The organism is Dyadobacter sp. BHUBP1, assembly GCF_050587785.1.
GTDB lineage: Bacteria > Bacteroidota > Bacteroidia > Cytophagales > Spirosomataceae > Dyadobacter.
Genome location: NZ_JBOBIH010000006.1, coordinates 315301 through 336887, shown reverse-complemented (window position 1 = coordinate 336887; position 21587 = coordinate 315301). Strand labels below are relative to the sequence as shown.

The window sequence follows — 21587 nt, the reverse complement described above, 5'->3', positions numbered from 1 at the left end:
GGCAGCACAAAACGTGCCATGAAAGGGACAAAAAGCGCTTGATCCGCGTTACCTTTGACGGGCGGAGCTCAATACTCCGATTCGAGATAAGACAATGGAATTGAGTTCATACAAAGTAAAAAAATCCCAAAGGGTAGTAGCGGTAGTGCTCGCAGCGGCGGCAACCGGCGTTTTTTCGGCACTGGTGGCAGATACCCTCAAAGTGATCACGGAGCATTACGAGGAAGCATTCCTGGAAAATTTGCGGCATAATCGTTACCTGATATTCATTATTCCGCTGATTGGCCTCACGACCATCCATTTGCTCCGCTATTTTCTCTTTCATAACAAAGCAAATAAAGGGATCAAGGAGGTGCTGGACACCATCAATAAAAATGCCCACACCCTGCCCGCTTACAAGATTCCCTCTCATTATTTCAACGGCCTGTTGACGGTGATTTTCGGCGGCTCCACGGGAATTGAGGTTTCCACAGTGGTGTCGACCGCGGCGATCGGTGCATTGTCGAGCCGGAAAGTGAGCTATCTGCGTAAGTACCGCACGGACCTCGTGTGCGCGGGCCTCGCCGCAGGTGTGACAGCCCTTTTTAACGCGCCTGTTGCAGGTTTCTTATTTGCCTTTGAGGTTTTTACAAGAAGAAAAAGCAAACTTCATACGGCAGCTGTGATTACCGCGGTTCTCTCATCTTACCTCATTACCCGGTTCTACTTTTATAAGCAAGTATTCCATTTCAGCGTGACCAACTGGCGTACCGAAGCATTGCCTTACATGGTTTTGCTAGGGGTATTGGCGGGGCTTAACTCAGTTTACCTCACCAAATGCGTGCTGTTTTTCAAGAAATTCTTCGGTTCGCTGCAAAACGATTACATGCGTATTATCGGCGGGTCGCTGCTCATTTCGACCTTGATTTTCTTCGTGCCCAATCTTTACGGAGAAGGGTATGAGGGCATTAAGCACGTTTTCCGCCATGCCGACGCACCTACATTGGCCGTGGTTCTACCGTTACTCGCCGTACTTCTATTGAAGCCGGTCGCGACGTCGGTGACTCTTGGGGCAGGTGGCGACGGGGGCGTTTTTGCACCGAGCCTGTTTATAGGCGCCTTCCTGGGGCTGATCGTTTGCGTTGTGCTCAACCATTTCTTTGGCCTCGGCCTTATCCCTGTCAATTTTGTACTGATAGGCATGGCAGCCGTGCTCAGCGGTAGTATCCATGCGCCGTTTACCTCCATTTTCCTGGTATGCGCGCTGGCCGATAACTATATCCTGTTCGTTCCGATCGTAGTCGCGAGCCTTGTTTCCAAATGGGTGGCCGCGGCGATCTTTCCGTATTCGGTTTATACTTATCAGGTCAAACATGCGTCGGGCGCCGTCGCACACACGGCTACTTTTCCTCAATCACGGCCATAACCAGCGTGGCTGCATTATGTGCGGCGACGTTGTAAAACTGGTCCATATCCGCTTTCGCTTTGCCATCGGCTTTGTCGCTCAGGCTTCGGATGATCAGGAATGGGATATTCTGCTGGTAGCAGGTTTGTGCGATGGCGGCGCCTTCCATTTCCGTAGCGGCCGCATTCAGGTCTTTCAGTAACCGTTGCGTGGTTTTTTCGGATGAAACAAACTGGTCGCCGGTGACTATAATACCTTTCTTGACAGCGGGGACAAAACTGCCGTTGTTCCGCTCCACCTTTGCCAGTTTCAGACTTTTGGAAACCGAAAGCGCTCGGGAAATCAATGCGGAGTCGCAATGAAATTTCAGGGGATTCTCTTTTTGGGTGAAGGGGTTTTTCGTGGCCCAGTAGTGCATTCCGGCATCGTCGATCTGCCCGAAATCGTGATAAGCGATCTGCGTCCCGATCACCAGATCGCCCGGCGCCAGCGCCGGATCGACACCTCCTGCAATCCCTGAAAACACGATCTCACGCGGTTGGAAATGCTGGATCATCATCACGGTCGTAATGGCTGCATTCACTTTTCCGACGCCGGTCTCTGCGAGTACTACACGTCTGCCGCGAAGCTGGCCGGTAATGAACCGGATCTGGCTGATAACGGTATCTTTTTTCTGTGCCATCTCGCTTTCCAGCAATACCAGTTCAGGCGGGAATGCGCCGAGAATGCCGGTAACGCTTTGAGATTTTACAGAAAGGACGATGATCAGAAAGAGGAACGTGAGTAGTGAATTTTTCTTCATGTTGAGTTTAAAAAATCAAAGCCAGAATGGCGAAAATATCAATGATAATGAGGGCTAAACTAATGTCTCGGGCCTGTCCCGTGAGCAATTTCAGGGCAGTCCAGCTGAGGAATCCCCAGATAATGCCCTGGGTGATGGAATAGGTAAATGGGATCAGTACCATGGCCAGGAATGCCGGAAATGCTTCCGAAAGGTCATTCCAGTTAATGCGGATCACCGGTTTCATCATAAAAACACCCACCAGCACTAATGCAGGTGCGGTGGCGATGGAAGGTACCGCGCTCAGCAGTGGGGAAAGAAACAAAAATGGCAGGAATAAAATAGCTCCGGTAACAGCGGTAAGGCCCGTTTTGCCCCCTTGCTCGATCCCAACGGCCGATTCGATGTAGGCGGTGCCCGGACTGCTGCCCGTGAGCCCGGCGATGGTGGTCGAAACGGCGTCCACCATCAGTGAACGGCGGATATTACGCGGTTCTCCGTTTTCGTCGAGCAGGTTGGACGCTTCGGCCAGCCCGACGAACGTAGAAAGGCTGTCGAACATATCGGTAAATACGAATGCAAGGATGATCGGAGCCAGGCTCCATTTCAGTGAATTGACGAAATCGAGCTGAAATAGCAGGCTGAAATCGGGTTTCGAAACAATGTGATCGATGGTAATAATCGCTTCGGAACCGCCCCACCACCGCCCGATCGGCCAGGCAAGCAGGCTGGTGACGACAATGCCGATCAGAATGCTGCCTTTGACATTGCGGATGAGCAGGATGACCGTCACGAGCAGTCCAGCGATAAATGTGAGCGTCGGCGCATTGAGATTCCCCAGGCTGATCATCGTCGCCGGGTTAGGCACAATGAATTTGGCATTGGCGAAACCGATGAGCGTGATAAACAGCCCGATCCCCGCCGCGATGCCGAAACGCAAAGGTTTTGGAATAGCTTTAACAATATAAGAGCGGATATTGAAGGCGGATAGAATCAGAAAGAATACCCCGGACCAGAATACCGTCCCGAGTGCCACTTGCCAGGAAAGGCCATCTGTAAGCACAGCAGTGTAGGTGAAAAATGCATTGAGGCCCATTCCGGGGGCAACGAGAATGGGGTTGTTCGCGTAAAGCCCCATCATCAGACTGCTGAAAAACGACACCAGTATCGTGGCTGTTAACACCGCCGGGAACGGCATGCCGGTTTGGCTGAGGATCGACGGGTTGACGACGATGATATACGCCGTTGCCAGGAATGAGGAAATCCCGGCCAGGATTTCGGTGGAGATCTGCTCTTTGCGAAGTCCGGAGAATAAGGTCATATCGTTCAGGTTTATTTCAAATATATTGATTTAGTTTCAATGGAAGGGCTTTTTCATAAGCTGTAAGGGATAGAGTGCCGAAAATTGGTCATATGTAATCCAGTAAGTTGCTATTTTGCATTACTTTAAAAATTGTTCTTTTATCACCTGAACCATACATGCTTAACATTCCAAAGTACCAGGGCCAACGCTGGGGCATAGCCTTGCTGGGCGGTATTACCCTGGCGTCCGTGCTGATGACGGGCTACACCTATACCCGCAATACTGCTTCCGATCGACCCGATTCGCTGCAACTGGCTTCATTCGTCGAACCCGGGTTCCCCTACATTTCAACCTCCGTTGACGCCCGCAAGCTGGGCGGCGGTTTCCCGAAAGACAATCAGGCTGCGCGCACGCTCGCATTGCAGCTGGGCGACAGCGCCTATGCCTGTTTCGATACCGATCTGCTTCGCTGGTCGGTGGCCTGGACGGGCAAGTTTCTGCCGATGGTACTGATGGCGCAGGTTTCGTACAAAGATTTTTTCAACAAGAACAATAACATAGCCACAGTTCCGGGCTCGCCCGTGCTCGCAACAGGCGCTTACGCGGGGTGGTCGACAGGCATGCCCCAGTACCGCACCGACCAGTCGCTGCCACCAACCTGGAAACCGCTTCCGGCCGAAAAGGGACGTTACAATGGCGTGTATGTTTACGGAAAACAATCCATACTCGATTATTCGGTAGGAACGGCGCATATTTATGAACTGCCGGGAAGCACCAAATTCGATGGCGGTGTAGCATTTACCCGCGCCATCCGGGCTGGTGATGTTTCTACCGAGTTATTCCTTACGGCTGCTGAAATCGATAATGCCTCCGGCAGCGAAGTAAAAGGCCGCATAGCTTACGTGTATCAGGGGGCGAACAAGGATACTGTTACCACCGTGGCGGTTTTGGGTAAAGGTAAACCCAATTGGCAGCCTGGTGTGGAAGAGGGGAAATATCTGACTGTAAAAGTGCCCGCATCCGGTGAGGCGACAGTCGCGATCTGGAAAGGGCTTTCGAAGGACAAAAAGGCGTTTGAAAAGTTTGTAAAAACCAAACATATACCACTGCCGGATTTCAAAAAAGGCGGCCCTGCACTGTGGAAGGAAGCGGTGGTAACACAAGGACAGCTCGCGCCGGACACTGCCGCGTTCGTGACCGATCAGCTTACATTGCCTTTGCATAATCCCTGGAAAAGAAATGTGCGTGTGGCTGATGTCGCTTTTTTTAAGGATGGCAGAGCGGCGGTTGTTACTTTCGAGGGTGATGTTTGGACCGTTGAAGGCATTGATAAAAACCTCCAAAACCTGAAATGGCGACGCTTTGCCTCGGGTCTCCACGAGCCGATGAGCATTGAGATCGTCAAGGAACAAATCTATGTTTTCGACAGAAACGGCATTGTTCATTTTCATGATCTGAATGCCGACGGTGTGGCCGATTACTATGAGAACTTTTCGAATGTCATGGAACAATCGGCCGAGTCGCGCGAGTGGGCGGGAGACCTTGTGACCGCGCCCGATGGCAGTTTTTACATTGCCAAAGGCGGTAGTTTGAGCAACGGGCCGGGTATGACGAAAATTACCGGTAAGGGTTTCCGCGCAGGTTCTGACCAGAACGGTACCGTTATGAAAATTTCGCCCGACGGGCGCAGTGCCGAGGTTGTTGCAACCGGTTTGCGTGGCCCTTATCTGGGAATGCATCCTACCAAAGGCATTCTCACCGCCTCCGATCAGCAGGGTAACTTCGTGCCGTCTACACCGATTTTTGTGATTCATCAAGGCGATTATTTTGGGGTAGAACCCACATTGCATCGCAAAGATAATCCAACTGTAACCCCGCCATTGACCTGGATACCTCACAGTGTCGACCGTTCCGCGATTAGCCAGGTTTGGGCTACCAGTTCCAAAATGGGGCCATTGAATGATAACCTTATTCACTTTTCTTTCGGCAGGCCCGGATTATTCCGCGTGCTGATCGACAGTACTACCAGCGTTGTGCAGGGCGGTGTATCTGTCATTAATGCCAATTACCCGGCTCCTACCTCGAAAGGGGCGATGAACCCGCTGGATGAGCAGTTATATGTGGCAGGGTTTAACCTATGGGGTTCCAGTTCGAACGGGATCAGTGCATTGCTGAGGCTCCGCTATACCGGCAAACCGAGCTATTTGCCCAACCATTTCCGGGCTGGCAAGCAGGGCATTGTGCTACGTTTCGATTCGCCGCTGGACAAAGCCACTGCGAGCGATCCGAAAAACTTTGAAGTAAAAAGGTGGAATTACAAGCGCACCGAAGAATATGGTTCGGGGCATTTCAAGCTCGACGGCTCGACTGGCCAGGAAATTATGCACGTGGCGGCATCTTATTTGTCGGCCGATCGTAAAAGTGTGCTGCTGCTCGTTCCTGAAATGACCGAAGTAATGCAAATGGAGGTGACCTACCGTATGCAGGCAGCGGATGGTAAGAAGGTGAACGACCAGTTCTGGTTTACCATTAACCAGTCGACAGACGTGGATTTGAAGGGCTTCGAAGGCGTAGATCTTGCATTGCTGAATGTCAAGCGCCCTGAGACTTCCACCGCAGCTGTGGCGGAGACGGCGGCTTCGGTGGAGAAGGGTCGTGAAATATTCCAGAAAATGGCCTGTGCTGGCTGCCATTCGGAAGGTACCCGCACAAAGGGCATGTATGGGCCGCCGTTTCAGAACCTGTACAAATCGGAGCGTACTTTTGACGACGGCACCAAGGTAATCGCCGATGAGGCATACCTCCGTGAATCGATCCTGACGCCTTCGAAACGCATTATTAAAGGTTATAATGAAGAAATGCCTTCGTTCGTAGGCGTACTTTCTGATAACGATATCGAATCGGTGATTTTGTTTATCAAATCACTTTCGGGGAAATAACGTTACGAAATTTCATCGAGACTGAACGGAAGCCGGCGAATGCGTCGGCCCGTGAGGTCGAAAATGGCATTGGCGAGGGCCGGGGCAAACGGAGGCAGCCCCGGCTCACCCACGCCACCGGGTTTCTCGTCGTTTTCCATGATGTGTACTTCGATAGGCGGGATATCCGCGATGCGCGGCATGGGGTAGGTATCGAAATTTTCCTGAACAGCTTTCCCATCCTTGAATGTGGTTGCGTGGATCGTGGCTGCGCCGAGCGCCATCACAATACTGCCTTCCACTTGTGCACGGATGGTGTCGGGGTTGACGTACCACCCGCAATCCATCAGCGCTACCACTTTTTCAATCCTGACTTTCCCTTCCGCATTCCGCATTACTTTTACCGCATGGCCGCAAATGCCGGTGAAGCATTCTGTGAATGCAACGCCCCAACCCTGATTTTTACCGCGGGATTGCCAGCCGGTCAGTTCCGTCATCCGGTCGATCAACGCCTGGTAGCGCGGGGCGGGCAAATGCGCTCGCCGGAATGCCATGGGATCTTTACCCGCCAAGTGGGCCAGTTCATCAATGAAGCTCTCACACGCGAACCCATGCGTGGACGCATACACGGAGCGCCACCACATCACCGGTATGGGTGAGTGTATACCTGCGCCTCCGAAGCTGTAATGCTGGATTCCCAGCCGGTAGGGGGGCAATAATCCCTCGAAATCGCCTGTGTTGTAACCGGCTGCATCTGGTGAGCCGGACGGGGTAGGTGACCATTCCTGACCGATCCATTGGGTTGCCGTATTGGCCTGAAAGGCATGGATACGGCCCTGGGCGTCCAGGCCCCCTTTCAGTGAGTAGAATGCGCCTGGGCGGAATGGACCCGCGGTCATGTCGTCTTCACGCGTCCATACTACCTGTACGGGTGCTTGTATTTCTTTGGAAATGAATGCAGCCTCGTAAGGATAATCAGGAAAAGCTTTTCTGCCGAAACCGCCACCGAGGAAGGTCATATGCACAGCCACTTGCTCGATGGGTATGTTGAATCGTTGGCTCAAATCGGCCTGTATCCAATTTGCTTCCTGTATCGGCCCCCATATCTGGATATAGTCGGCGCGGACGTCGGCAATGCAATTGAGGGGCTCCATGCAGCTGTGTGATTGGTAGGGCGTTTCATACGATGCTTCCAACTTTTGGGTACACTGCTCATACTCGGCTTCGAATCGGGGATGGCTGCCGATCTTTTGAAGGTTTCCCCGCATTTGATTTTCGAGCGATGTCGTGTCCGGAAGTCTAAAATCAGGATCATTCCAATCTACTTTCAATGATTTTCTTCCCTGCATTGCCGCCCAGAGGGAATCGGCAACGACGGCAACTCCTTCACAGTATTGGGAAAACACAGGCCTGCTTACCTTGAAAACATGTGTAACCCCCGGCACTTTTCGGGTTTCGGTGTCGTCGAAGCTTTTTATGGTTTCCCTGAACCGCGTGCCGCGCTCGATTACGGCGTATTTCATTCCGGGTAATTTTTTGTCCAGGCCGAATAGGGCGGTCCCGTTCGTTTTCAATGGGATATCCTTTCGAGGTACAGACTTGCCAATGATTTTATACTCGGAACGCTTTTTCAGAATGACTTCGGCAGGCGGTTTGAGTTTCGCAGCTTTTTCTACCAGTGCGCCATACGGCAATGTATTTAGCGTTTTCCGGTGGATAATCGTGCCGTTTTCTGCATAACAATCATTTTTCGACACGTTCCATTCGGCAGCGGCGGTTTCGATCAGCATTTCACGTGCGCAGGCTCCTGCGCGCAGAAGCCGGGGTGCCCATCCGCGAACGGAAAAGCTGCCCTCCTGCGGCTGAGGGCCGTATTTTGCAGGATTAGCGGGTGCAAAAACGATTTCGACATCGTCCAGCGCTACTTCCAATTCTTCCGCGAGCATTTGAGGAAGTGCCTGAAACGTCCCCTGGCCCATTTCGGAGCGGTTGCACATTAAAATCACTTTGCCGGTGCGACGTATCGAAATCCAGGACATCAGTTCGGTGCCCTGCTGAGATTCGTCGGATATGGGGTTGATAATCAGCCGAACCGCTTGGCTGTTCGCAGGTATGTATGCCGCGAGCGTCAGCGCCGCACCCGACCACGTAGCCTTACGAAGAAAATTACGGCGGGAAATGTCCTGTGACTTCATGGCATCGATCAATGCGAATAGCTGGCTGCCGTTTTAATGGCCTTGCGAATGCGTGGATAGGTTCCGCAACGGCAAATATTACCATTCATAGCAGCGTTTATGGCCTCATCGTCGGGATTGGCGTTACCTGCTAACAACGCTACTGCGGACATGATTTGCCCGCTCTGGCAGTAGCCGCATTGCGGCACCTGTTCGGCGATCCACGCACGCTGCACCGGATGAGAATTATCCTCCGAAAGCCCCTCGATGGTCGTTACAGGTTGCTCACCCACCGCTGATACAGGAAAAGAGCAAGACCGCACCGGCGCACCGCTTAAATGTACCGTGCAAGCCCCGCACTGCGCAATTCCGCAGCCATATTTGGTCCCCGTAAGTCCGATCAGGTCACGAATTACCCAAAGCAATGGCATTTGTTCGTCGGCTTCGACAGTATAGGACTTACCGTTCACTAAAAGCGGGTAGGAAGGCATAGGCGGTAGGATTAAAAGTTTTGAATACTTCGAAGGTAAACCAGGCACCAGCCGCCTGCAAATCAGATTGACGAGGTGCCGTTTTGGAGGGATGAAATGCGGGTTTTGGATAATTAGTCAATGCCGGTCGGACAATGAATTATGAAATGAGGACTTCTGAGTGATAAATTGGGGCTACTTGTAAATATCCTTGTTTCAGCTTAGGGAAAATGGCCTGCAAGGAGATAAACAAGGCGCTTGATAATCCGTTGCTGCCACACGGACATCGGATTGGTTTGTAATAGTTACATGGGTACAAATTGAGAGGAAATTAAAACTCTTCTCAACATGAATGCGGCATTTTACGAAAGTATCCTGAACGGTAAACGACTTATGTTTTGGTTTACCAGTATGGGAAAGGAATCAATTATAAAGGTGATACAATTCAAGCCAACCGAAGAACCCGATATTTACGAAATAGCACTGGGGGACTTGAATTCGGATGGCTCGATTGACTTAGATAAAAGAAGTGACAACGGTGATACGGAGGAGGTGTTATCCACGGTTGCCAAGGCGTTGCTGTTTTTCCTGAGTGATCATATGGAGGCACAGGTAGTGATTGAGGCGAACAGTGATTCCAGAGCACGTCTTTATCAGATTGCGATTAAAAGGGGACTAGATGACCTCGGGGAGTACCTTGTGGCCTATGGATTTGATAATGAAAAGCCAGAAGTTTTACAGAGTGGCAAAAACTACAAGAAGTTTGTCATTTCATTAAGAGAAGATAGGTTATAGTTTTAAATTAAGAATATTCAACAAAAATCTAATGGGAACAGAAATTAAAGTCGAAAAAAGGAATGTACCGGACTGGTTTACCCCGGAAAAGTTGGAGGAGTTTCGCCCAGCCATTGAGGCAGCTGCACAAGAGAAGGTGGATCGCTTAGTCGCAGCCTGGACGCCTGAGTTCAAAGCAGCATTGCGCAAATTAAGGGAGCGGAAAACCGCTCCCCGGAAATAAGTATACTTAATATCAGGCAACCATGGTGAACAACCTGTTCAGGTCCCAGGAATTGTTGACGCCCGATTCACTGACCACTTTTTTTAGATTGGTGGCTAGCTGAGATTTCTCATCATTCACCATTTCGAGCAAATTGCCCAGGTAGTCGGGTTTGCGGCGGTTCAGGAATGCGTTGGCTTCCGGCGAATTGTGGTAAGTGGCGGTAAAACCTTTGCCATGGCGCTCAATGAGGCCCCAGGTTACGAGCGCGTCGAGGAAGTCGAGCGAGCTGTGGCTTTGTAGTCCCAGTTTTTGCCGGATCTCGGATACGAACAGCGGGCCGTTAGCCAGTTCAGTAAAAAGGCCGAGACGGATGGCCGTCAGCAGCGGTTTGGCAGACCAGAACCCCGTTCCGATCCGGATGATGTTGATTGGAGTGATTTCCTGCTCTTGTTCAATTTCAATTGTACTCATGGCTAAATGAAGTTAATGTTCCGGAAGATGTGCTTCCACTGAATGAAACATGCTCTAAATTAGTGTTGAAGACTCAACATACAGAACGCCATTGTGATGAACTGCCCAAACGAGGGGTTAAACCGGTCCAAAACAGGTGTAGTCTGTTCCCTCGTTAACGTCTATTTCGCAGAAATCTGTCAATAAGTTGCAGGAAATTTGAGTTAATCAGTGTTTAATCGCGAGTTTGGCTACGCTCCTGTTTTCTTCAAATCCATCATTTTCTAATCTGCAAGAAACATCGCCGGGCATACTGGTGAAGGTATTTCGCTAATTACCAGTTGGATACAAAAAACCGGTTGCCTAAGCAGCCGGTTTTTTGTATCCTTATTAAATGAAACCTTAGAAACTATACCGCAAACCAATCTGCACCTGGTAAGGGTTACCCGAAGGGGTTACCACACCGGCGGTATTTACACGGTATACAAATTGATTTTTCGCTTTGTCGAATGCGGCAACGGCAGGCTTGCCATTCGCAGCAGGGATGCCCAATGCGTAAAGTGCTTGTGTACCCAGCGACTTGTTGCGGCCCCAATCCTTGTTCAGGAAGTTCGCGAAGTTGAATACATCGGCGGAAACTTCGATGGCATGGGTGCCCGCGATTCGGATGCGTTTCGACGCGCGAACGTCGAACACACCGTAGAAACCATTGATACCACCGTTTCTTTCCGCAATTTTACCTGAGTTCTTGATGATGTAATCCTTGATGCTCTGACTTGCGTCCTTGTTGTCGAGGATCGCCTGGAGACCGTTACGCACGTTTTCTGGTACGCTCGGATCATTCCGGTCGAAAACAAATGCAAGGTCGTTGGTACCTACAAAGTCGCCATTGGTATTACCACCCGAGAGCAGGGTATAACGGGTACCACCGATTCCTGAATAGCGCACGCCTACATTGATACCCCAGAAGCTGGGCAGCGAGCCGTAGAATACGATTTTGTGACGGAACTGGTTGTCGGAGTACGACATCAGGCTCAGGTTGCGCGGATCGTCCCTTACAGGCAGTGAAAGCGTAGCGCTGTTCGCTACGTTACCGTTGAATGAGGTATTGTCTTTTACATCGTTGTAAGTGTAGCTCAAAGTGATTTCTCCGTCGCGGAAGTACTGATATTTCACATCCGCCACAACAGAGAACGCATTCACTTTTCCTTCACTATTTAGTTCCAGCACGCGGCCGAATTGCGTCGATTTACGTCCCAGGAGCCAGTCACCAGCGCCGTTGGCCGGCATTTTGTCCGCAGGCACGAACACGCCACGGTTACCTTCGTTAGCCAGACGGAAGAATGGCTCGTCGACCATGTTTCTGTCCACGTACATATAATTGTTGCGGCCCAGGCTCATATAACCCGCTATACCCACTTTTAATTTGTCGGTCAGGTACTTGTTGTAGGAAATGTTGGCCTTGTAAATGATAGGTACGCGTGCATCTTTGGCATTGGTATTGATCGTCGGCAACTGGAATTGCGACAAAGTCGGAATGCTGTTGTAGTTGGCACGGTAAGCTGCGAAATCCGGTGTAGGGACATTTGGGTTGCGTACGTCGACGGTCGCCAGGTGCTTCCCGTCGAATGTCAGGTTGTTGATCACCACGTAGTTGTTGATATCCGAAGCGAACACACCGGCACCGAGACGGAAGATATCGGTATGCTTGTCATTCACATCCCAGGTGAACTGTACCCGCGGCTGTACGACAAACGACTTGATCTTGTTGTCGGTGCGGATTTTCAGAGCATCATACAAAGTCTGATTCAGAGGCGAGCTCGGGTAATGCGCGTAGTCAAGGCGCAGGCCTGCCACTACGTCGAGGCCGGTAGCGAGGCTTGTTTTTAGCTGACCATAAACACCTGCATTCCAGATCGTGCCTTTCACCGACCAGTCGTCCATCAAAGGTACTTCACGGTAGTACCGGTAAGGTTTCAGGTCATTGAACTGGTCAAGAGACGTTTTACCCGCAGCGGCGTCCACATTGTAGTGGAAACGGCCGTTCACTTCCGAGCCGTAGGTCGAATGCGAACGGGTCATCATCATATCCACCCCAAAAGTATACTCAACTTTATCGGTGTTGTAATACAGGTTGTCCACCAATTGAACCACATGGTTGGTAAAACGCTCCTGTGCAAATCGGTGACCACCCATCTGAATGTTGGTCGAGCGCGAGCTGCCGTCGCTCAGTACCGAGTTTACGTTTTCCACGATCGCTCTTGGAATGTTGGCAGCCGGAAGCTGGTCGCCCGGCGCACTTTTCTGTTTCACGAACAAATGCTGCACTTTCAGTTCATTGGTCACTTTCGAATTGAGTGTCGAGCGGAGCGATGCGAGCAGGCTGTTGTCCTGGTTAAAGTCGTTTCCGTAAGACTCGTAGGCGTTGATCGTCGTGTTATCCGCCAGGCCGAGCTTGTTGCGGTCGTTGGTGTAGTTGTTGCGGATCGTTAAAAGGTTTCGGTTGTTCAACTGCCAATCGAGACGAAGAAATGCTGCGTCGGAACCGCGTTTTTTATCGAAAGTGCCAAACTGCTGGGTGTCGGACATGCCGTATTTGCTGCGGGCAATATTGACGAACTGGTCCAGCGTAGCGCGGGTTACATTAAAACGGTTTTCATCCACCGGGCTGAGGATATCCGCGATGATCAATGGGCGGCTGTCCTGCTGGTGGTCCCAGGCTACGAAGAAATGCAGCTTATCTTTCAGGATCGGTCCCCCCAGGGAGAATCCAAATTGATTGGTGGAGAATTTGTTATTGATTTTGTTGCCACGAATATCATAAGGGCTCGACAACCAGTCGGCACGTGTATAATTGAATGCGCTACCGCTCAGTTGGTTGGTTCCCGATTTCGTTACCGCGCTGATCGTACCACCGCCGCTGCGGCCGTAAGTGACGTCGTACTGGTTGGTAACCACCTGAAACTCGCGTACCGCCTCAATCGAAATCGAGTAGGGTGCTCCGCTTCGGCTGGTGGTAGCGCCTGCGGAAGTCGGGTTTTTGGAACTCATACCATCAATCGTGTAGCCCGTAGACGAGCCTAATTGGCCGGAGATATTACCGCCGCGGCTCAATGGAGAAAGGTCCATCAGCGACGTGAAGTTTCGTCCGTTTACCGGCAGACGGGTAATGTCCCGTGCTGAAATAGCCGTGGAAGCGCCCAGGTTTTCAATTTTGTTCTTGATACCCGATGCAACAACGCTTACAACTTCCAGCGTTTGGCCGGCTTCTTTCATACTCATTCTGACTTTCACGGCATCGCCCTGGTGCAGGAGATAACCCGTCAGCTTTTGTTCACCAAAGCCGACGTAAGTAGCTGTAACCGTGTAAGGCCCGCCTAATGGAAGTTCCTTAAAGGCATATTCACCCTTTGCGTTGGTAACGGTTCCAGTCGTAAAGCCTGTTGATTCGTTTTTCACCTGAACGGTAGCGCCCGCCAGTGCTGCATTCTGGTCGTCGGTTACCGTACCGGAGATCGACGCCTGCGTTGTTTGAGCCCTCAACACCACGATGTTACCGAAGCAGCAAAGCAATGTCAGGATAATAGGTAGTAAAAATCTCTTATGCATGAGCATGTTGTTGGTTAAACAAAATTTGCCGCAAAAGAAGAGGATCTACTTGTCCAGGATGTTATTGGAGTGTTATGTAATTGTAAAGTCGCATTAACATCTGAATCTACCCACGCCACGCCGCCCAAAAAAACGCAGATTTTTTTTCATCGCATTGTCCAATCCAGAGGGGGGCGTTCGTCTTTAACATGAGTTTTGACCGGGTCGTAGATGCGATCAACGAATGATCGGGTTTTAGTCAGGTGTGGTCATTGGTAGTCAGGAATGGTCATTGGCGTACCTGAAATCCCTATCAAGCAAAACAATATTCGACAAAACCTGACAAATCTTGACAAAAAAACCGACCATTCAATCATCGCACCGGCGACCCGGTCACTCATTCAATCATTCAATCATTAAAATCAACATGGAGCAACGAATCAATCTTCAGGAAAAAGGACAAAAAGCATTGAAGGCCATGTATGGCATAGGCGGTTACCTGGCGAAATCGCAGGTAGAGCGACGCCTTTTGAACCTGATCTACTTCCGTGTATCGCAACTCAACGGCTGCGCATTCTGTCTGGATATGCATTCCAAAGATATCCGCGCGGAGGGAGAAACCGAGCAGCGGCTGTATTTGCTGAATGCATGGCGGGAAGCACCTTTTTACTCCGAACGCGAACGCGCCTCATTGGCCTACGCCGAAGCCGTGACGTTGCTGAAAGACCGCGAAGTTACCGACGAGGTATTCGACGCCGTCAGCCAGCATTTTACCGACGAGGAGATCATTGATCTGACGCTCGCCATCACGACTATCAACTCCTATAACCGCTTCAACATCGCATTCCGCACCGAAGCCGGAAGTTACGAGCCGGGCCAGTTTGCGGTTCATTAAGCACTTCATCAATGGACGAGCCCCAGGCACGCATCGGTATTTCGTTAATACGATGCGGTGCCCTGGGGCATGCTTTATTTTTCCATAGCTTTTAAGCCCGGAGAAGGTGGTAATTCGGTTATTCCACTACTTTTACCAATGCGGCAAGCTCCTGATCTGCCAGGCCATCGGACTCAGCCTTTTGCAACAAGTCGCTGATGGTTTTAATAAAAGCAGGTTGTATACCCGCATTCCGGAATGCATTGTGAATGCGCTGGGTAGCGGCCACACTGATCGACAGCGGGCTTTGACTGATTGTAAAATCACCTTTCTCTACCACACCGATCTGATGTTTAAAAAACTCGGTAAATCCAGGAGTAATCTCGCCCAATATTTCGCTGAATGCGCCGAGCGACAACCCGGTTTTTTGTGAAAGTACGATGCCGTGGATCAGGCCGGAATAAGAGCCGTAAAGCCAGGTCAGTGTGGCAAGGTCCATCGCCGAAGCCAGCGCTGCACGGTCGCCGAGGTATTTGATATTTCCCCCGAATATCGTCAAGGCATCGCGGCTGCGTTCGAAATGCTTCTGATTGCCCGAAACGATGATGGTGGTTTCGGGAAGGCCCATCTGGTCGGGTGCCACCTGGATAGCGCCATTGATATACCCTGCATTCAGGTTGGCTAACATGGTTTCAAGCTGTTCGGCCTCCTGGGGGTCGGCGGTCGTGAAGTTGATCAGCGTTTTGCCGGTCAGGATGGATTTATCCGTGATATTTTCGAAGATAAGATGTACAGCTTCGTAATCCAGGACGCATATCACAATCAGCGGATTCTGACGGATCGCTTCTTCGAGGTTCTCAAATACTTTTACGCCGGCAATCGCGTCTGCTTTTGCCCGGGTGCGGTTCCAGACGGAGATGGAATAACCTTGTGCAACCAGCAACTCGGCAAGCCGTGTTCCCATTTGTCCCAGCCCTATGACGGTAATTTGTTTTGTGTTCATTTTCTGTTCGTTTTGAATTCATGAGCACAAAAATCGGGGACGGGAGGCCGGCAATCAATTACCGAAAAAAGATTCGGTAACCGAAAATTTATTCGGTATTGAGTAAATTGGGCTGAATAAAAGACATCCGATCAACTCATTCATCAACACCATGTATCAGCGGAAAACACCCGAAGACCTCGAATGCGGCATTACCATTGCCATGAAAGTTTTCGGGGCAAAATGGAAGCCTTGCTTGCTCGACGCCATCCAGCGCGGGTTTCGCAGGCCCAGCGAAATGCACCGGGAAATCAAAGGCGCGACCCCGCGCGTGCTCGATATGCAGCTGCGCGAACTGGAGACAAGCGGGATCGTTGAGAAATGCCAGTCGACCGGTTTTCCGCTTTATACCGAATATACGCTGACCGACCTCGGGCGCACGATCATGCCCATTATCGACCGGATCAACGAATGGGGATTGCAGTACAAAGACGTTGTTGCCCGAGAAAGTCTTCAATCCATATCCTTGTAGTGGCTTACTTTCTGGAACAGTTCAATCAGCGTGGTTACCTGAAGTTTTTCGAAAAGCCGTGCCTTGTATGTACTCACGGAGCTTTCGGTCAGGTCCAGTTTTGACGCTATTTCCTTGATCCAGAACCCGTCTATCAGCATGTCCATGATCGTTATTTCACGGGCTGAAAGGTCCAGGAGCGGATTGTCGGCCCGGTAATTATGTTTGTCGAGCTGGTTCAGCAGCTCAACTTTAATTCTCGGGCTCACATACCTGCCGGTATCTGCGATAGACAGGATCGCCGTACGAATATCTCCGGTTTCAGAATTTTTGGATACAAAACCGTTTGCGCCTGCACGGAGATAGTGTATCCCGTAAATTCTTTCCTCAATGGCAGAGAAAATAAGGATATTCACATTTTTTTGAACGGCCCGCATTGCCCCGATCATTTCAAATCCCTGGCCCTCAGGAATCTGAACATCCAGAATGACGAGGTCCTGGGGATGTATGGCGAGTTCGGATAACACCTCACTAAAAGAAGTAGCCTCGCGTATCACCGCGGTCTTGTACAAATCCTGAACGAGTATTTTGGTTGCAAGTCTGATAATCTGATAATCTTCTACAATTAAAATGTTTTTCATCCGGACATTTTCTAATTCAAAAAATTAAATTCCTTGTGGAAGGTCCAGAGAATAAATGAATGGCTGAGTATGAACATGGTCGATGCTCTTTTCAAAAATCTTTGGATAGCTGAGGGCTAATTTTGGGCCGTTTTTCAACGGATATTTCAATATTAAAAGTAAAATCTGAAAATAAAAGCAAAATAACTTCTGATAAAATAATTTGACACGAATTGTACCTTCTTCCCGATTTGTGAAAGTGACACGACTTGTCGTCAAGCAATTGAAAAGGGACCTGTTCGGTGACTTTGGCAGCGCAAGCGCCTGACGCTCGCATATATACGGAGGCGACAGTATGCGGAGGTCAGGAACTGAAATACCGTACCACGTTGGCAGAATCCAGTTCCAGTTTGAGATCGACGCTGAATTCGGATTCGGACTGCTGTACCGACAATTGGTGCCTGTCGGGGTAAAGCAATTGGAGCCGTTTTGAAGTGTTGCTCAGCCCGAATCCGCCAACTTTATCTTCTTTGGCCCTGGGTGGACTTTGACGTGCGTGCTGCGGTATATTGTTCTTTATTTTGAAGTACAGTGTATTTTGATCCAGCACGATGGAAATGTCCACATAAGACGCATATTTGCTCTTGGCAGTACCGTGTTTGAATGCATTTTCTACAAATGAAACCAGCAGGAGGGGAGCGATAAGATACTCCTCAGGGTTGCCGGTTAATTGGTAATTAATAGTCACTTTGTCGGAGAAACGGGCACGCTCGAGGTCCAGGTAATTTTCGATGTAACTGATTTCTTTGGACAGTACTACATTTTCTTTGCTCGATTCGTAAAGACTGTATCGCATCAGGTCCGATAATTTAAGAACGAGGTCGGCAGCTTGTTCGTCGACATCCACTGTTTTGGTATAAATAGCGTTGAGGGTGTTAAACAGAAAGTGAGGATTGACCTGCGATTTAAGGAAACTGAGTTCGAGATTAAGGTTATTCTTTTGTAATTGTAAACTTTGTGTTTGCAGATTCAGATTTGCTTTTTCGAGCTGCAATCGTTCCATTTCCAGCTGCATATTCTTGGTGCGGGAATTAATAATGTCACGCATTACTTTGATGGCGAGCAATGGCGTGATGTAATACAGGCTCCATGCGTAGTCGGTATACGCGATGTCAAAATCAGTGAAGCAGCTGATCCACCGGCCGCGGGCCTGGAAGAAATCCCACAATTTGGAAACATAAAAAGAATTTTCCTCCGAACCATTCGTAAGAGATGCCAGGTGCCTGAATTCATAATAGTTGGTGACATGCACCAGGAGGAACACGATAACCAGGCTTATAACCAGTGGCAGTATTCTCCTGGTGTATAAAAACCGAGGAAAGACCACATATCCCAGCAGATAGAATACGGAAACGGATTGAAGGAACACCGCAGCCGATGCATGCCATACAACGGAGACGTTGTCTTTGGTGAGTGCCGGAATGCTGTAATAATGTGCGACGCACCATAGCGCAATCCATGCCAGTATGTGATAAATAATCCTGGTTATTTTTGCGCTTTTCTCAGATGAAATAGGATTGAAACGCATAACCTGTCAGATTCTGTTCCTTTGTAACACAGCGAGCACATTGGCGCGATACGTTACGCCAATCGGAATTTTTCGGCCACTGTTCGTGGTGATTTCATTTCCTTCAATTTCCCGTATTACTTTTTTATTGACGATGTAAGAACGGTTTACTCTTAGGAATTGTGCCGAAGGCAATGCTTCTTCGATTTTGGCCATCGTCATATGAATAACCGCAACCCGGTCCGACCAATATAATTTCAAGTAATCGCGCATCCCTTCAATAAAGTGTATTTCACTAGGCGCTACTTTAATGAGTTTCTTATTCTCTTTCAATAAAAGAAAGTCGTTTCGTGCACCTGAGAACTCCGTATCCGCTACTTGCTGGTGTGGTTCTTTTATCGAGGAAACAACTTTGTCCATCAGCTCGGCTGTGCCCGGTAAGTGCTTCGGAAAGCGAGCGCCATCGACCTTGTTGACGGCCTTTAGGAACCTTTCGAACGAGACAGGTTTGAGGAGGTAGTCCGTTAGCTCATGTTCGTAACCTTCCAGCGCATAGGAAGGGTCGGCGGTAATCATGATCATTGCCGGACGGGCGGGAGGAAGAAGCTTTAATAGCTCAAATCCGGTCATTTCAGGCATTTCAATGTCCAGAAATACAATGTCCGGCTTCATGTCCCTGATCAGAAAAAGGGCGTCGGTAGCGGTCTCCGCAATGCCGGCCAGTTCGAGAAAGGGAACTTTCTGCACATATTTTTCAATCAATCGGCGTGCATCAGCCTCATCGTCTACTATTATACACCGCAACCTGCCGGGAGACAACATACTCTGACCTTAACTACTGTACTAAATTTCATTCGTCTGCAATAATATAGGTATTGGTCGAAATAAATGCATAATTCGGCGAAATTATTTTAGTTCGAGAGCTATTTAGGATTACTTTAAACTCGCTAAGGAATGAATGGTTTGTGAAAGAATAAAAGTTGCTATTGGCCATGATAAAAACACTTACTGGAATTGGATTTAAAGGAGGGTCAAACGGACACCCCGCCCTGTTTCATACAAAACACTATTACACTTCATTTGCAACGATTGCCGCTATTCCGGCTCTGCACGGTTTGATTTCGACGGAATTAAACAGGTGACTTCCTGCTTCCAGGTACTCTCGGTCATTGAATAGGTTGTTTAGTTTGGATTTAAGCTGGAAAAACACAATTTTTATCTAAGAAAACAACGATCCGGGCTGGTACTGGAAAACGATAACTTTTATAAGTAAAATGGGTGCTTAAAAATTGAAAAGCTCCTGGCATTTTGTCAGGGGCTTTTTTGTTTGAAATTACCCGAAATTAAATCAATTAATTGGTTCGCTTTTGACGATTAATTAGTATTCTTTTTGTAGCTGAATATTGACAAGCTGGTTTGTGGGAAGCATGAATATTTCCGCTTCGACTGTTGATTTGCGTATATTTGCTGACGTTCAAATGGGGTATACTGACAAGCAGCAGAAATCCGGCTGGAATGTCCGGGAAGCCCCGGGTTGTTGCTGCGGAGCGTGGGCACCCTGTTTTTGTTTCTTAACTTTCAGGTAATGATCTCTTCAACCGGATTGGCTTAGTTTGCAAGCCTTTTCGATACCCTTTATTGCTATGACTAAACCTTTAACCTTTTTTCTCGTTTTGTTGATCAATATGACCGGTTTTGCTCAAATCGGCCAAGCTCCGAGACAGGACTATCAACTGATCACAGGCAACTCTTTTATCCAATCTAAGAACTGGTATTTGCTGACCCTGTTCGAATCGCTTCCCGAAGTGAAGTCCTTGCTGGAAAAGGATAGCGAGCTCGCCGCAATTGCAGGTTCGAAGTCCATGAACCTGGAAGCATCCGTCAAGGAATGTAAAAGCGATTTTCTGTGCTATACGGGCAAAATGAAGTTTTCTGCCCAAGAAATCGATGCAATCGGAGCAAGACTGGAAGTACTTTACAGTGAGAATAATGCATTGGGCAAGTTGGTAAAGCAGCACCTGATTCCCTCCGGGACTTATATCCTGTTGAAGGACCAAAGCGAAAAGGTGTTGCTGCGAAAAGCCTGGGAGCAGGATGCCAGGGGCGTTAATCACGCCATAGAAGTTTATGCCGAGGGCAAAAAGCCCAATTATCCCGCCATAGATTCCATCGAGTTCAAAACTACGGATAGGAGCTACCCGGTCCTGGTGTACGATGCCACGGATATTGTTCGTCAGGAAAAGAAAGGTGCAAAGCTGTTTTTCGGGCCTTCCATGTATTATGCGCTCCAATTTCTTGAAGTAAACGAACGACACGAAGCAGCGGACTATGAGCCAATGGTTTCGACGGTTAATAAAGCGGCTGTCGATCGCGTAAAGAGAATCGATTGGAACAAATTCAAATACACGCTGATCCTCGTCCCGGGCGCGGGCCCGGATACGTACGACCGTGCATTGAGCGAGGGCGGGATGCTGCGTTGCCGCGTGGCTGCATTGCGGTATTTTGAAGGACTGGCACCGTACATCCTGGTTTCGGGTGGCCGGGTGCACCCTTTTAAAACGAAATACAGCGAGGCATTTGAAATGAAGAAGTTTTTGATGGAAACCTTGAAAGTTCCCGAAAATGCGATCATCATGGACCCGCACGCGCGGCACACGACCACCAATATGCGCAACGCGGTGAGGTTATTGTATCGTTACGGCATGCCGGTGGAGAAGCCGTGCCTCGTTTCCACAATGCGGTCGCAAAGCTTTTCTATTTCGAGCGATGCATTTGTAAGCCGTTGCATGCGGGAAATGAATTATGTCCCTTACAAACTGGGTAAGCGGCTCAGTGACACGGATGTCGAATTCTATCCGGTGCTGGACGCATTGCATATTGATGCTGATGAGCCGCTTGATCCTTAGATGTTAACCGCCTCGTTTCACGTTTTTCCAATGCATGGCTGCCCGACCACATGCGTGGC

Annotated in this window: 17 protein-coding genes; 7 read left to right on the top strand and 10 right to left on the bottom strand. The window is 49.5% G+C overall.

All coding sequences use genetic code 11. The features are described from left to right. Positions 1-94: 94 nt before the first annotated feature. On the top strand, positions 95-1405 hold the full coding sequence (locus ACQ4MZ_RS23525; protein WP_430849130.1) for a chloride channel protein: 1311 nt from the start codon (positions 95-97) through the stop codon (positions 1403-1405). On the opposite strand, the gene ACQ4MZ_RS23520 is transcribed toward ACQ4MZ_RS23525, so the two are convergent. Further along, positions 1380-2186 carry a 5'-methylthioadenosine/adenosylhomocysteine nucleosidase gene (locus ACQ4MZ_RS23520; RefSeq protein WP_430849129.1) on the bottom strand — a complete coding sequence of 269 codons (807 nt, stop codon included), beginning with the start codon at positions 2184-2186 and terminating at the stop codon, positions 1380-1382. The genes ACQ4MZ_RS23525 and ACQ4MZ_RS23520 overlap by 26 nt on opposite strands. Before the next feature lie 7 nt (positions 2187-2193). Continuing rightward, on the bottom strand, positions 2194-3486 hold the full coding sequence (locus ACQ4MZ_RS23515) for an NCS2 family permease (protein ID WP_430849127.1): 1293 nt from the start codon (positions 3484-3486) through the stop codon (positions 2194-2196). Between the two features lie 158 nt (positions 3487-3644). Here ACQ4MZ_RS23515 and ACQ4MZ_RS23510 point away from each other — a divergent pair, with 158 nt between their 5' ends. Then, on the top strand, positions 3645-6407 hold the full coding sequence (locus tag ACQ4MZ_RS23510; RefSeq protein WP_430849125.1) for a DUF6797 domain-containing protein: 2763 nt from the start codon (positions 3645-3647) through the stop codon (positions 6405-6407). Between the two features lie 2 nt (positions 6408-6409). Here ACQ4MZ_RS23510 and ACQ4MZ_RS23505 read toward each other — a convergent pair whose 3' ends face one another. Both ACQ4MZ_RS23505 and ACQ4MZ_RS23500 read right to left on the bottom strand, forming a co-directional pair. Beyond that, positions 6410-8581: a molybdopterin cofactor-binding domain-containing protein gene (locus ACQ4MZ_RS23505; protein ID WP_430849123.1), complete on the bottom strand. Its 2172-nt coding sequence runs from the start codon at positions 8579-8581 to the stop codon at positions 6410-6412. 8 nt (positions 8582-8589) lie between these two features. After that, positions 8590-9051: a (2Fe-2S)-binding protein gene (locus ACQ4MZ_RS23500; RefSeq protein ID WP_430849121.1), complete on the bottom strand. Its 462-nt coding sequence runs from the start codon at positions 9049-9051 to the stop codon at positions 8590-8592. Between the two features lie 327 nt (positions 9052-9378). Between ACQ4MZ_RS23500 and ACQ4MZ_RS23495 the strand changes: the two genes are divergently transcribed. Both ACQ4MZ_RS23495 and ACQ4MZ_RS23490 read left to right on the top strand, forming a co-directional pair. Next, a complete protein-coding gene (locus ACQ4MZ_RS23495) occupies positions 9379-9825 on the top strand; it encodes a DUF6934 family protein (RefSeq protein WP_430849119.1) in 447 nt (148 codons plus the stop codon). Between the two features lie 31 nt (positions 9826-9856). Then, a complete protein-coding gene (locus tag ACQ4MZ_RS23490) occupies positions 9857-10048 on the top strand; it encodes a hypothetical protein (RefSeq protein ID WP_430849117.1) in 192 nt (63 codons plus the stop codon). Positions 10049-10060: 12 nt separating this feature from the next. Here the strand turns inward: ACQ4MZ_RS23490 and ACQ4MZ_RS23485 are convergent, their stop codons facing one another. Beyond that, positions 10061-10501 (bottom strand): methyltransferase family protein, encoded by a 441-nt coding sequence (locus tag ACQ4MZ_RS23485; RefSeq protein ID WP_430849115.1) that lies wholly within the window; start codon positions 10499-10501, stop codon positions 10061-10063. 381 nt (positions 10502-10882) lie between these two features. Further along, positions 10883-14095 carry a carboxypeptidase regulatory-like domain-containing protein gene (locus ACQ4MZ_RS23480; protein ID WP_430849113.1) on the bottom strand — a complete coding sequence of 1071 codons (3213 nt, stop codon included), beginning with the start codon at positions 14093-14095 and terminating at the stop codon, positions 10883-10885. Positions 14096-14495: 400 nt separating this feature from the next. Here ACQ4MZ_RS23480 and ACQ4MZ_RS23475 point away from each other — a divergent pair, with 400 nt between their 5' ends. Beyond that, a complete protein-coding gene (locus tag ACQ4MZ_RS23475) occupies positions 14496-14963 on the top strand; it encodes a carboxymuconolactone decarboxylase family protein (RefSeq protein WP_430849111.1) in 468 nt (155 codons plus the stop codon). 118 nt (positions 14964-15081) lie between these two features. Here the strand turns inward: ACQ4MZ_RS23475 and ACQ4MZ_RS23470 are convergent, their stop codons facing one another. Then, the gene (locus ACQ4MZ_RS23470) at positions 15082-15945 is read right to left on the bottom strand and encodes an NAD(P)-dependent oxidoreductase (protein WP_430849109.1); all 864 of its coding nucleotides are present in this window, start codon (positions 15943-15945) and stop codon (positions 15082-15084) included. A 151-nt stretch (positions 15946-16096) separates the two neighbouring features. Between ACQ4MZ_RS23470 and ACQ4MZ_RS23465 the strand changes: the two genes are divergently transcribed. Next, complete coding sequence (locus ACQ4MZ_RS23465; protein ID WP_430849107.1) at positions 16097-16456, top strand: winged helix-turn-helix transcriptional regulator; 360 nt, start codon at positions 16097-16099, stop codon at positions 16454-16456. Here ACQ4MZ_RS23465 and ACQ4MZ_RS23460 read toward each other — a convergent pair. The 3 genes from ACQ4MZ_RS23460 to ACQ4MZ_RS23450 all read right to left on the bottom strand — a co-directional run bounded on the left by ACQ4MZ_RS23460 (position 16438) and on the right by ACQ4MZ_RS23450 (position 19369). After that, complete coding sequence (locus ACQ4MZ_RS23460) at positions 16438-17076, bottom strand: response regulator (protein ID WP_430849105.1); 639 nt, start codon at positions 17074-17076, stop codon at positions 16438-16440. The genes ACQ4MZ_RS23465 and ACQ4MZ_RS23460 overlap by 19 nt on opposite strands. Before the next feature lie 343 nt (positions 17077-17419). Beyond that, positions 17420-18643 carry a sensor histidine kinase gene (locus ACQ4MZ_RS23455; RefSeq protein WP_430849103.1) on the bottom strand — a complete coding sequence of 408 codons (1224 nt, stop codon included), beginning with the start codon at positions 18641-18643 and terminating at the stop codon, positions 17420-17422. 6 nt (positions 18644-18649) lie between these two features. Then, the gene (locus tag ACQ4MZ_RS23450) at positions 18650-19369 is read right to left on the bottom strand and encodes a LytR/AlgR family response regulator transcription factor (RefSeq protein WP_430849101.1); all 720 of its coding nucleotides are present in this window, start codon (positions 19367-19369) and stop codon (positions 18650-18652) included. An 896-nt stretch (positions 19370-20265) separates the two neighbouring features. Between ACQ4MZ_RS23450 and ACQ4MZ_RS23445 the strand changes: the two genes are divergently transcribed. Further along, positions 20266-21528: a YdcF family protein gene (locus ACQ4MZ_RS23445; protein ID WP_430849099.1), complete on the top strand. Its 1263-nt coding sequence runs from the start codon at positions 20266-20268 to the stop codon at positions 21526-21528. The last annotated feature ends 59 nt before the right edge of the window (positions 21529-21587 follow it).